We start from the raw sequence: 12,099 nt of genomic DNA on the forward strand, positions 1-12,099 counted from the left end.
CACCTGCCCCGGCCGGATCACAGCGGCAGCAGGTGGTGCTTGCGCGGGTAGCGGACAACCTTCTTGTCGCGCAGCAGGTGCAGGGCGCGGCGGATTTCCAGACGGGTGGTCGACGGCTCGATGACGCGGTCGATGTAGCCGCGCTCGGCGGCGATCCACGGAGTGGCGATGGTCGCGTTGTAGAAGTCGATCATCTGCTGGCGGATCGCGCCGCGCTGGTCCTCGGGGGTCGCGTCGAGGATCTTGCGCTGGGTCAGGCCGACGGCGCTCTCGGCGCCCATGACCGCGATGCGCGCGGTCGGCCAGGCCAGGTAGGCGTCGCAGCCCAGCGCCTTGGCGCCCATGACGGCCCAGCCGCCGCCGTAGGCCTTGCGGATCACGACGGTCACCTTGGGGACGGTGGCCTCCACGTAGGCGAACAGGAACCGGCCGCCGCGCTTGATGACGCCCGCCTTCTCCTGTTCCACGCCGGGCAGGAAGCCGGGGGTGTCGACCACGAGCACCAGCGGGATCTCGAAGGCGTTGCAGATATGGATGAAGTGCGAGGCCTTGTCGCTGGCCTTCGCGTCGAGCGCGCCCGCCAGTACGGTCGGCTGGTTGGCGACCACGCCGACGGGCCTGCCGTCGACCCGGGCGAAGCCGGTGATGATGTTCTCGGTGGCGGCCGCGCCGATCTCGTGGAACTCCCCGTCGTCGAAGATCCGCAGCAGCACGTCGTGCATGTCGTAGACCATGTTGTCGGAGTCGGGGACCAGCTTGTTCAGCGTGAGGTCGGACTCGGTGACCTCCGGCTCCAGGCCGGGATTCACGACCGGCGGGAGCTCGGTGGAGCTCGACGGCAGGTAGCTCAGGTAGTTGCGCACCCAGGCGAAGGCGGCGGGCTCGTCCTTGGCGACATGGTGGATGTTGCCGTAGGCGGCCTGGTTGTAGACGCCGCCCAGTTCCTCCATGTCGACCTTCTCACCGATGGCGTCCTCGATGATCTTGGGACCGGTGACGAACATGTGCGCGCTCTCGGTGGCGACCACGACATCGGTGCAGATCGGCTGGTACACCGCGCCCGCCGCGCAGTTGCCCAGGATGAGCGAGACCATCGGCACCGCACCCGAGAGCGGCTCCATCATGGTCGCCAGCTCGCCGTACCAGCGCAGCGACGACACGGCCTCCTGCACGCGCGCGCCGCCGGAGTCGTTGATGCCGATCAGTGGACAGCCCATCTTGCCCGCGAGGTCCATGATCGCGGCGACCTTGCGGCCGAACATCTCACCGATGGTGCCGCCGTAGACGGTCTGGTCATGGGAGAACACAGCGACCGGACGCCCGTCGACCAGGCCGTGCCCGGTGACCACACCGTCGCCGTAGAGGGCGTTCTTGTCGGTGGGATTGCGCACGAGGGCGCCGATCTCGATGAAGGTGCCCGGGTCCATCAACATGTTGATGCGATCGCGGGCGGACGGGATGCCTTTGCGGGCTCGCTTGGCGGCCCCCGCCTCTCCGGCCGGTTCCTGCGCAAGCGCCAGCTTTTCCCGCAGGTCGGCAAGCTTTTCGGCAGTAGCACTCATCTATTACATCCAGATTGTCGCGGTGGGCGCCGTCACCGCGTCCGGTGGGCGTTGTGCCACAGTACCGGGGACGCCGGGGAAGACCCAGTCGCCCAGGGTTGTGAGCCTTCACCAGCCGGCGTTCGATTCCGCGTCGACCCAGGGGACGTGCGGTTCAGCCGTCGAGCAGGTGGGGTAGGCCGGCTCGAAAGCGGTCCGCGTCGATGGCTTTGGCGGCGGCGAAGGCGGGCGGGGAGACCAGCGGGAAGATCTGGGCGCGGGGGCCCGGGTCGTCGGCGGAGTCGAGAACGGCGTTGGCGGCGGCGCGACCGGACTCGTTGGCGCCTTCCATGGTGGCCAGGTCGATATGGCTGCGGACGTGGTCGCCACCGAAGTAGAGGTTGGGGATCGCGCAGTGCGCGTCGGGGCGGTTGTCGTAGGAACCGACGGTGTTGACCAGCAGCGGGGTCTCGTTGTGGATGCCGCCGCCGGACCAGGTGATGCCGGGGTCGAGGTGCCAGGAATGGATGTCCTCGCCGCGTAGCCAGCCGGTGCCGGTGTTGAGCCAGGCCTCGAGCTGGGCCCAGGCTTCGGCGGCGATCTCGTCTGCGCTGCAGTCCTTGGCGGTGCGGCCGTAGAGGATTCCCGGTGTGTCCCAGTCGGAGATGTCGACCGACAGGCATTCCAGCACCGAGCCGTCGCCGTAGGTGGCGGGGAAATCGCCCACCCACATGGGGGCTTGGCGCAGCGCGGTCAGTGCCCAGGGCGAGCCGAGCGCGGCGATGTGTCCTTCGGGGATGTCGGTCGAGCGGCGCAGGTAGTACTGGATGCCGACCATCCAGTCGGTGACCAGGTTTCGCATCCCCTCCAGGCGCGGATCGGCGTCGAGGATCGACCCGTCGAGCAGGTCGACGGCGCGGTCGACCGGCATGGCGCACAGGTAGTGGTCGGCGGTGACCGTGGAGGTGCCGCGCGCACCAGTCACCGTCGCCGAGGAGACGCGGCCGCCGGCCAGCTGGAGTGCGGAAACTCCCTGTCCCATCACGAAACGCACGCCGAGCGAGCGCAGGTACTCCACCCACGGATCGATCCACGCGGCATTGGTCGGGCGGTTGAGGATCCGGTCGACACCACCGGAGAACTGCGGGATCGTGCCGGAGGCGGCCAGGACCAGTGCCTCACCGATCGTGCCGATGGTGCGCGCCGAGCTGGTCTGCGGTTTCGCGGCGACGGTGATCCGGGTGAGCGCGTTCACCAGGTACTTCCGGTACGCCGGCGACTTGCCTTCGGCGCGCATGATCTGTTCCCAGGTCACGTATTCCCACTGGCCGAAGCGCCGTTCGGTGCTGGAGGTGAACCACACGAGCATCTGTTTGGCGAAGAACGCCAGCTCGTGCGCGGGCAGGTCGGGGACGAAGCCGAGCGCGCCGATGATGCTGTTCTGCACCAGTTCCGGCGTCAGCTGACCAAGTCCACCCAGCTCGACGGGTGTGAAGATCGGCGGCAGGCCCTGGAACCCGGCGACCGTGCCCTCGACCCGAACCAGATTGTCCAGCACGCCGTTCGGGTTGCCGGGAAACGGAATTCGGCTCATGGTGTCGGGAACGTGCTGATAGCAGCCGGGGAAGAACCGGAAGCCGTGCTCGCCCGGCAACTCCGCGCGACCGGGTGACGCTGTTCCCGGCACACCCATGCTGCGGGCCTTACCGCCGAGGAACGCCGGTTCGTAGACGGTGACCTCGTATCCTCGCTCGGCCAGTTCGTGAGCCGCGCTCAGACCGGCCATGCCGCCGCCGAAGATCGCGACTGCCTTGCCACCGGACCGCAGCAGTGGCGAGCGGCGGGCGGCCGCGGCACCCGGGGGAGCGACCGCGAGAGCGGCTGCGGTGAGGAGCCCGGCGCGCAACGCGGTGCGCCGGGTGATCGGTGCTGACAACGGTGTCGGCTGATCAGGCATGGTGTTCTCCTGGACCTGCGGTGGTGAGGGTGGCGCGCGGCGGGAACGGTGCCGCGGAGCGAGGTACGGTGCCACGCAAGGTCGTTCGCGTGGTGCGCCATTCGCCGGTCGCGTCGCGGAGTTCGCGCGCCAGATCGGCGAGGACGGCGGGGGTGGGCTGATGGCGTAGCGCGCGCACGGCGAGGCGTAGCGCCCGTGCCGGGGTGTACAGCTCGGCGGGCCTGCGGGTGCGGGAGAAGATGCCGGTGGTGATCGCCGCCAGTTCCGGATCGTCGACGGCGGTGCGATAGAGCTCGATCTCCAAGGGGCGCATGGCCTCACCGCGGGCGAGGCGATTGGTCCAGTGGAAGATCTCGCGGCATTCGGTGATGCGACGGCGCTCCCACTCGGTCAGCGCCGCGTCGAGTGCGCGCGGGTCGTCGAGAACCTCCACGACCGACTCGGCGAGCGTCCGTCCGTAATGCAGTGCGTCCCGGATGCCCTGCGCCGTGACAGGGTCCTTGAAATGTCCCGAGTCGCCGGGCAGTGCCCAACCGGGACCCGCGGAGCGCCGGAAGTAGGAGGAGATGCCGGTGGCGGAGCGAACCCGACCCACCCGTTCGCAGCTGCGCAGCCGCTCGGTCAGGTCCGGAATCCGCGCCAGGGCTTCGACATAGCGGCGTTCCGCTTCACCGGGGCCGCGTGCGCCGCCGGCGACAGCGGGTGGCTGCACCAGACTGAGCACCAGTCCGTCGTCGCACGGGAAGGCCGTGCCGAGGTCGGATCCCTCGCGCCACTGAGCAGCGATGTGGCGCGCAGCGTCGGCGGTGTCACGCCAGTAGGCGAAGTAGCAGTCGCGCCCACTGGGCACGGTCAGGAACGGCTGCTCGGCGCCCACCGCCCGCGCGATGGTGCTGCGCCGACCGTCCGCCCCGACGACGAGCGCCGCGCGGATCTCCACGACCCGGCCCGCGCTGTCGAGATAACGCACACCGGCACAACGGTTTCCGTCCCACACCACCGAGGTGACCCGGCAGCGCGGCCGAATCTCGGCGCCGGCGGCCACCGCAATACGCACCAGTGCCGCGTCGAGTCCGGTACGGCGCACGCACATCGCGTAGTCGATCCCGTCGACCGCGGGAAACGCGGAACCGACACCGAAGCCCGCACCCTGCGCGAAGGCCCTCGTCAGCCGTGGCGCACCGAGGGCTTCGACGGCGGCCAGCGCGTCGAGGCGTTGCAGTTCGGCCAGACCGGCGGGCCAGAGCAGATGGGTCGACAGCGTGTCCGACGGAAAGGCGGCGGCGTCGAGGACGACCACATCGCGACCCGCCCCTGCCAGCGTCGCCGCCGTCGCCGACCCCGCGCAGCGCGCGCCGACCACGACGACATCAGCCCGTTCGACCGCTGTGGCAGGGGAATCGACCATGAGAACCGCCTCGGTCAACAAGTCTCGGACAGTGTGTCCGATTGATGATGAGGTGATCTGAGCGAAGGTGTCAATAGCGAACCCGCGCAACAGGATTGCCGGTGCCCGCCCCCGGCCGCCGAACTGCTCCGGCGCGCGACGGGCACAATGGGCGCATGGTCAATGCCAGCGCACCAGCCTCGACACCGGTAACGGTCCGCCGATGCCCTCGCTGACCCGGGTCCCGCGATCAGCGCGCAAACCCGCCGACGACCGGCGCGCCGAATTCGAGCGCCGTGTCCTGATCGCGGTCGAAGACCTGCTCGCCGACGGCACGCCGTTCACCGAGATCGCCGTGCAGAAGATCGCCGCCGCCTCCGGCGCGGCCAGATCCACTTTCTACCGCTACTTTCCGGACAAGAGCCGGCTGCTGATCCGGATGGCGGAGCTGGCGACCACCGATCTGTTCGCGGCGGCGGAACTGTGGTGGAGCGCCGAGCACACCGATCAGCAGGCCGGTGTCGTGCAAGCGATGCGGGCGATGATCGGCGGTTTCCGCGACCACCGCTATCTGCTGCTCGCCCTGAGCGAAGTCGCCTCCTACGACCGGGAAGTCGGCGCCTACTGGCGCTCACGCGTGACGACTTTCGCCGAACTGGTGCGCGCGCGGCTCGAGGCCGAGCGGACGGCGGGCCGCGTCGGGCAGCAGCTCGATCCGCGGGCCACCGCACTGGTGCTCACCTCGATGGTCGAGCGTACGATTTCCGTCGCGTTCGCCGCCGAAACCGGTATCGGCGACGAGGAATTGGCCGAGGCGCTCGGCCGCGCGATCTGGCTCGTCATCTACGGCGACGCGCCCTAGCGGGACTGCCGGTCAGGCGTGCACCGCCGCTTCTCGCAGAACCGGAAGCAACGCCTTCGCGCCGACCATATGGTTCTGTCCGGCCAGCATGCGATGGGTCGCGTGGGGGATGGCTTCGGCCAGCTGACCGGCCACCTGGTGCAGGCCGGGCGGGCTCTTTTCGCCGACCGCGACAAGCACAGGCAGGTCGATGCTCGTGAACCGTTCCGCCGGTGGCAGAACCTCGGTCAGGCCGATGTCGTACATCAAGGTCGGAGCGAGGGCCTTCATGGTCTTCCAGCCGGGGAACAGCGGCAACAGCGCGACGAACGCGCGCGGCATGCCGATTCCCCGGAGGAAGACCTTCAGCGCCCGGGCGTTCTCGTGAGCTGTGAGAAGGGCACCCACCTCCTCGGCCAACCGGGCGTAGGAAACCCGTTCGGCCTCGTCGTGCACGTAGGACGCGTCGTAGATCGCCACCGAGGCGATCTTGTGCGGCATGCGTGCCGCGGCTTCGAGAGCCAAAACGGCGCCCGAGGAATGACCGTAGAGAATCGCGGTGCCACCGGCGGCATCGACAAGCGCCTCGATGTCGTCGACCTCCCGTTCCATCGCATACGGCATCGTGTTCCCGCTGTCGCCGCGGCCGCGGCGGTCGAAGCTGTAGACGGTGAACTCCGTGGCGAACACCGCGGCATCGGCGGCGATGGGCCGGAACTTACGGAAGCAGGTCGCGCCGGTGATGTAGATCAGCGCTGGACCGTCGCCGGAAACGTCGTAGGCGAGTTCCGTGCCGTCCTTCGATGTGGTCGTCCTCATGGTGGTGATGACGGTTCCGAACGCCGAAACTCATCGGATCTCGCGATTCCGGTGCTCCGCATCAGGTGGATTACAACCGATGACAGCGCCGATCCGGCGTGCTGGAATGGGAAAAACCAGCCGATCTCGAGCAGCCAGGACCGGTGGGGCCGTGCGAGCTTGCCGGTGCCGAGGAATGGGTACTCGTGGACACCAATTCCAGCCGGGGCGATGACCAGCCCGTCGACCTCTCGGCACGCCTGCGTGCCGAGACCGTCCTCGGCGGCGGGGCCACCGTCGTGCAGGTGTACGGGGAGATCGATGCCTGTACCGCGGCCCGGTGGCGGGACATCCTCGACGATGCCGTGCGGATCGCGGGGGAGCACGGGCACCTGGTGGTCGACATCAGCGACGTGACGTTCATGTCGTGCCGTGCCATTTTCGACATGGCAGCCTGCGCCAAGGCCTACCGCCACGGCGGCGCGCTGATGAGCGTGGTCAACCCGGTGCCCTCGACGATCGACCGCATCGTCGCCGTCGCCGGCCTCACCGAGTGGTTGCCGCTGTACACGGACCTGGCCGATGCCACGGCCGATGCTCCGTCCGCGCGCGCGGACCCGGCTGCTCTGCCACCGTCGGAGTACCCGGCCCCACCAGAACTCGGTGTGCCGAAATCGGCGACACCTCGATTCGGGTTCCCGTGATCGGGTACGCGCGCGGTGTGACTGACATGAACCTGCTGGAGATAGCGGAGCGGCGCGGGCCGTTCGCCGTCGTATACATGGACGCGTCACCCGACACCGAGGACTCCGCACAGTCGTTGGCCCTGCGCTGCCGATCCGCCCGGGAACGGCTGGTGACCGCGGGCGCGGGCCAGGGCATGCTCGACCTGTTCGACTCCGCGATCACCGACAGCCCGCCGGGGCGCGGCCGGGCGGGCAGGCTGCTGATCCTGGACGAGAACACCGTCCACGTCGACGAGTACCTGCCCGAGCCACCCGCGCGGGAAGTCGTCCGGGTCTCGGCGCTGCCGTACCTGATACCGCTGCTGCGTCAGCACGCGGTGCAGCAGGAGGTGCTCGACACCTTCGCCGCCGAATTCGGCCGTGCCGGCGGCCTGGCTGTCGCCGGACTCGGCGCGACCGCCGAGGCGCTGCGGATGGCCAATGTCGATCGCCTGCTGATCGACCCGGACCGGCTCGGCGACCGCACCGTCCTGGTCGGCGCCGACCGCGCGCAGGTGGTCGCGGGCCCGGACGGACCGGCGAGCTGGACCGCGGGCACGGCACCACACCAGACCTGCCGAGCCGATGAAGCTCTTCCCGTCGCCGCGCTCCTGATGGGCGCCGAAGTGACCACGGTATCCGGTGGCCTGCCGTCGGAAGACGGCGTAGCCGCGCTCGTCCGTCAACGCTGACAACGATTCGAGAGAGGTAATCACCCATGGCCATCTGCGAAACCTGCGGCAACGACTACGCCCGGTCCTTCACCGTCAGCCGTAATGGCGACAGCTGGACCTTCGACAGCATCGAATGCGCCGCATCGAAACTCGCACCGAGCTGCGCGCACTGCAGCTGCCGGATCCTCGGCCACGGCGTCGAAGCGACCGGCACCGTGTACTGCTGCGCCAGCTGTGCCCGCATGGCCGGCCACAACGAACTGGTCGACAGTGCGTGAGAAGACCCAGGACATGACGTCCCGAGAATCGGAGGCAGCATGGTCGAGGTGACGCACAGGGCGCAAGCCCCGGTGAACGACGTGTTCGCGGTGCTCGCCGACGGATGGTTGTATTCGAGCTGGGTGGTCGGCGCTTCCCACATCCGCGAGGTCGACGACGCATGGCCCGCGGTGGGCGCGCGGATCCATCACAGTGTCGGCCCGTGGCCGTTGACCATCGAGGACACGACCTCGGTCCGATCCGTCGACCCGCCGTACACGCTGGAACTGGAAGCCCGGCTCTGGCCGGTCGGCGCCGCCGTCGTCCGGCTGGAACTGCGCGCGACCGGCCCGGAGTCGTGCGAGATCACGATGAGCGAACGCGCGGTACGCGGGCCCAGCCGGTTGATCCCGCACGCGGCCCAGGCGGTTCTGCTCGTGCCGCGCAACCGCGAATCCCTCACCCGCCTCACCGACCTGGCGGTCGGCCGGAACCCGAGCACGACGCCATAGCCGCCGCGGGACACCTCAGACCCGCAGAGCGGTGTCTTCCCGGCTCCCCATTCCCGTGGCGAATTCGTGGATGCGCAGCGGTCCGCTCGCGTGCGGATCGAGCGGCGGCGTAGCGCTGCCCGCACCGCTGCGCAGACCGCCCAGCATGTGGTGGATCGCCTCCGCGGAACTGAAATGAGGTTGCCACCCGAGTTCGGCCCGTGCCCGGCTCGTGTCCATCAGGGGCAGATGCAGCATCGCGTCGAACAGGTCCGGTGAAGCCGGAACCAGGCGTGCGTGCCATCCCGTCGCCAGCGCGGTGCGCACCAGCATCGGCGGGACCTCCACAGTGCGGGCTTCGAGAGCGGCGCCCAGCGCGGCCCGGTCCACCACCGGCTCGGCCGCCAGATTGAACGGGCCCCGCGCCTGGGTGGTGACGGCGAGCGCGTAAGCCTTCCCGACATCGCGGCTGTGCACGGCCTGGAACCTCAGCCCGCGGGGGACCAGCAGGATCGGCACGATGCCGGGCCGGACGAGCCTGTTCGGCAGCAACGGGCCGAGGAACAGTCGCCGCTGTTCACTCGCGGCCTCCCGCCGGAAACTGAACGCCGGTCGCATCCGCACGACCCGGCGGTCGGGATATTCGGCTTCGAATCGGTCGAGAAGCCGTTCGGCATAAGCCTTTTCGCGCATGTATCCGGCGGCAGGCCAGCCGTCGGTCGGCCAGCTCTCCGGCACCCGGCGCTGGTCGTCGCAGGGTGAGTACGCGCCCACCGACGAGGCATAGACGAGTGCGGGAACCTGCGCCGCGGCGACGGCACGCAATACCCGTTCGGTTCCGCCGACATTGGCGCGCCAGGTAGTGAGCGGTTGATGGGACGGCTGGAACAGCCAGGCCAGGTGCACCACCACGTCCGCGCCGTGGAACAACGACTCCAGGTCGTCGGTGCGCACGTCGGCGCGCTCCCACCGCACGCCCGGCCGCTCCTCGGCGGGCATCCGGCGGGCGATGCCGACGATCTCGTCGACCTGTGCTTCCCCTGCCAGCGCTTCGATGACGCTGGTTCCGATATTTCCGGTGGCTCCGACAATCACGACACGCATGCCTACTCCTCAGGTCGTCAGCGAACCCCCTCCTTCCTGCGCGCCTACCCGCAGCGGCCGAGGCGAAACCGGCGCCCCGTAGGGCTTCGAGCGGGGCCGGTCAGGTCGTTTTCAGCGGGGCGAAGATCGTGGCGAGGTGGTGGGTGACATCGTCCGAGGAGACAGGGCAGGCGGCGTATCCCAGGTAGCCGTCGGGGCGAACGATATAGACGGCGCCCGGTCCCGCGTGATACCGACGGGCGAAGTCGCCGTCACGGTCACGGATGATCGGCAGCGTGGTCTGCGCGATGACGGCGTCGGGCGCGGCGATCAGGTAGGTATCCAGCCTGCCCCCGGTCACTGCCCGGATGTGCTCGACCCAGGCTTCGATGGTGTCGATCGCGGCGGCGTCGCAGGTTCCGTCCACATAGGCGAGGACGGTGTGGTCCGGGCCGGTGAGCAGGGTGAACAGCCGGAAGGAGTCGGTCACCGCCGCCCGGGTCAGTCCGGCCGCGTCCGGTGCGCGGCTGCCCGCCGACGGTTCCGGCGCGGCGGCCGCGGATTCGGCCACGACGGGACTGTCGCGATAGTCGATCAACAGTTGGGCCTCCCGGCGCAGAACCACGTCGGGGTCCGACTCCCCGGCACCGATGCCCTCCCTGGCATGGCGCACGGTGCGGCCGACGACTTCCTCCCCGACGGGCCTGCGTTCCGCGTCATAGCTCGCCAGCAGGTCCGGCGCGGCCACACCCGCGACCGCGAGGGCGAGTTTCCAGGCGAGGTTGTGCGCGTCCTGGATGCCGGTGTTCATGCCCTGGGCGCCCGTGGGCGGATGAATATGGGCCGCGTCGCCCGCGACGAAAACCCGCCCCCGCGAATAGGAGTCGACGATGCGGTGGCTGATCCGGAACACCGACGACCAGCGCATCCGCGACGCCGTCGTCGGTTCGGGTGCCAGCCGGTCCAGGACCGCCTGGATGTGGGAGAGCTCGGGCGCGGGCCCGCTGCTGATGCCGTGCGCCGTCTTGTCGCCGTCGGTGATCTCGAGCTCCGGCGGCACGCGCATCGACACGCGGTAGCGGTGGTGGCCCGGCAGCGGGATGCAGACCAGCACGTCATCGGTGACGCCGTCGGTCCGGTGCATCGCCCGCACGCCGTAGCCACGCGGTTGCGACCAGTCCAGTTCCACATCGCCGAGCATGTACTGCTCGGTGAATGCCGCGCCTTCGAAGCTCAGGCCGAGTGTCTTGCGGACGGTGCTGTGCGCGCCGTCGCAGCCCACCAGATAGCGCGCTCTGACAGTGTGCTCGCCGTCGGGTCCGCGGAGTGTGGCCTCGACGCCGTCGTCATCCTGGGTGAACCCGGTGAGCGCGACGCCACGCTCGATACGCGTCCCCATCGACGCCAGGCGCTGCCACAGAATCCGTTCGGTCTCGTACTGGGGGAGGCCGATGAACCCGAACGGCACGTCGGGCGGCAAGCTCAGCTCCAGCCGGTCCGCTTCGACCCCGTTGACGTAGACGAGCTGACCGCGCAGCTGAATCGAGGCGTCGAGGATCTCCCGCAGGACACCCATCGCCTCGAAGAGTTCCAGCGTGCGTGGCTGGATTCCGACCGCTTTCGCATACCGCGGTGGACTGGCCAGCGCGTCGACGATCCGGCAGCGCACCCCGCGCCGAACCAGTTCGACGGCCGCTGCCGATCCCACCGGACCGGCGCCGACGATGAGGACTTCGGTGTCCACCATGCGACATCACCTCGTGCTGGAAGTATCCGCGTCAGTGTTGTGTGCCGATCGTACGCCGGGGGGTCGTGGGGACACTACGACCGGATTCGGTCGCTCAGGGCATTTCGACCGTTTCGGCCCTGGCGATCTCGTCGATGGCCCGCCGAATGCTGTCCTGTGCTGGTACTCGCGCGAGCCCGGCCAGATAGGCGATGAGCAGCACCGCGGCGGGCTGCGGGTTCACCGCGGGATGGTCGGGTTCGTTCGCCTCGTGGACCCCGAGTGCGCCGGTGAGCGCGCCGACGATCGCGGTGGCGTCGATGCGGGCGAACCACGTCGCCGACTGGCGCACCACCGCCTCCAGCACGGCCCGCACGTCGTCGCCGGTGAGCCCGTCGGGATGCGCGATCTCCAGCAGTTCCCGCACGATCGCCGCCAGCACCGAGCTCACCTGGTCGGCGGGGAGCTCGGCGAGGTCCGCCACCGTCTCGGTGAACGCGGGTTCGTCGGCCGCGTGCGCCGCGGCGACCGCGGCCTCGACGGCGGTAGCGATCGTGCGAGCTGACGACGGCCAGTCGGTCGGCCACATGGCGCGGTTCTCCTCACGGGTCGGCGTGC

Annotated in this window: 12 protein-coding genes; 5 read left to right on the forward strand and 7 right to left on the reverse strand. The window is 69.4% G+C overall.

What is annotated here, in order from left to right; genetic code table 11:
• Window positions 1-17 precede the first annotated feature (17 nt).
• From ACFWF2_RS13380 to ACFWF2_RS13390, 3 genes are all read right to left on the reverse strand, one after another.
• A complete protein-coding gene (locus ACFWF2_RS13380) occupies window positions 18-1,562 on the reverse strand; it encodes an acyl-CoA carboxylase subunit beta (protein ID WP_379307725.1) in 1,545 nt (514 codons plus the stop codon).
• A gap of 154 nt (window positions 1,563-1,716) precedes the next feature.
• Window positions 1,717-3,498 carry an FAD-dependent oxidoreductase gene (locus ACFWF2_RS13385; protein WP_379307726.1) on the reverse strand — a complete coding sequence of 594 codons (1,782 nt, stop codon included), beginning with the start codon at window positions 3,496-3,498 and terminating at the stop codon, window positions 1,717-1,719.
• Window positions 3,491-4,906: an NAD(P)/FAD-dependent oxidoreductase gene (locus tag ACFWF2_RS13390; protein ID WP_379307727.1), complete on the reverse strand. Its 1,416-nt coding sequence runs from the start codon at window positions 4,904-4,906 to the stop codon at window positions 3,491-3,493. Before ACFWF2_RS13390 ends, ACFWF2_RS13385 begins: the two co-directional genes overlap by 8 nt.
• A gap of 202 nt (window positions 4,907-5,108) precedes the next feature.
• Here ACFWF2_RS13390 and ACFWF2_RS13395 point away from each other — a divergent pair, with 202 nt between their 5' ends.
• Window positions 5,109-5,747, forward strand: coding sequence for a TetR/AcrR family transcriptional regulator (locus tag ACFWF2_RS13395; protein ID WP_379307728.1), 639 nt, complete (start codon window positions 5,109-5,111; stop codon window positions 5,745-5,747).
• Window positions 5,748-5,759: 12 nt separating this feature from the next.
• Here the strand turns inward: ACFWF2_RS13395 and ACFWF2_RS13400 are convergent, their stop codons facing one another.
• Window positions 5,760-6,545, reverse strand: a complete 786-nt coding sequence (locus ACFWF2_RS13400; protein ID WP_379307729.1) for an alpha/beta fold hydrolase — start codon at window positions 6,543-6,545, stop codon at window positions 5,760-5,762.
• A gap of 185 nt (window positions 6,546-6,730) precedes the next feature.
• Between ACFWF2_RS13400 and ACFWF2_RS13405 the strand changes: the two genes are divergently transcribed.
• From ACFWF2_RS13405 to ACFWF2_RS13420, 4 genes are read left to right on the forward strand one after another with little or no spacing between them, the layout of a single operon-like run.
• Window positions 6,731-7,228, forward strand: coding sequence for an STAS domain-containing protein (locus ACFWF2_RS13405; protein WP_379307730.1), 498 nt, complete (start codon window positions 6,731-6,733; stop codon window positions 7,226-7,228).
• 17 nt (window positions 7,229-7,245) lie between these two features.
• Window positions 7,246-7,941 carry a hypothetical protein gene (locus ACFWF2_RS13410; protein WP_379307731.1) on the forward strand — a complete coding sequence of 232 codons (696 nt, stop codon included), beginning with the start codon at window positions 7,246-7,248 and terminating at the stop codon, window positions 7,939-7,941.
• Window positions 7,942-7,967: 26 nt separating this feature from the next.
• Window positions 7,968-8,201: a hypothetical protein gene (locus ACFWF2_RS13415; RefSeq protein WP_379307732.1), complete on the forward strand. Its 234-nt coding sequence runs from the start codon at window positions 7,968-7,970 to the stop codon at window positions 8,199-8,201.
• A 39-nt stretch (window positions 8,202-8,240) separates the two neighbouring features.
• Window positions 8,241-8,693: an SRPBCC family protein gene (locus tag ACFWF2_RS13420; RefSeq protein ID WP_379307733.1), complete on the forward strand. Its 453-nt coding sequence runs from the start codon at window positions 8,241-8,243 to the stop codon at window positions 8,691-8,693.
• 15 nt (window positions 8,694-8,708) lie between these two features.
• On the opposite strand, the gene ACFWF2_RS13425 is transcribed toward ACFWF2_RS13420, so the two are convergent.
• The 3 genes from ACFWF2_RS13425 to ACFWF2_RS13435 all read right to left on the reverse strand — a co-directional run bounded on the left by ACFWF2_RS13425 (window position 8,709) and on the right by ACFWF2_RS13435 (window position 12,070).
• The gene (locus ACFWF2_RS13425; RefSeq protein ID WP_379307734.1) at window positions 8,709-9,776 is read right to left on the reverse strand and encodes an NAD-dependent epimerase/dehydratase family protein; all 1,068 of its coding nucleotides are present in this window, start codon (window positions 9,774-9,776) and stop codon (window positions 8,709-8,711) included.
• Window positions 9,777-9,876: 100 nt separating this feature from the next.
• Window positions 9,877-11,502: an FAD-dependent monooxygenase gene (locus ACFWF2_RS13430; protein ID WP_379307735.1), complete on the reverse strand. Its 1,626-nt coding sequence runs from the start codon at window positions 11,500-11,502 to the stop codon at window positions 9,877-9,879.
• A gap of 94 nt (window positions 11,503-11,596) precedes the next feature.
• Window positions 11,597-12,070: a hypothetical protein gene (locus tag ACFWF2_RS13435; RefSeq protein ID WP_379307736.1), complete on the reverse strand. Its 474-nt coding sequence runs from the start codon at window positions 12,068-12,070 to the stop codon at window positions 11,597-11,599.
• Between the last annotated feature and the right edge of the window lie 29 nt (window positions 12,071-12,099).

The organism is Nocardia sp. NPDC060259, assembly GCF_042728775.1.
Taxonomy (GTDB): domain Bacteria; phylum Actinomycetota; class Actinomycetes; order Mycobacteriales; family Mycobacteriaceae; genus Nocardia.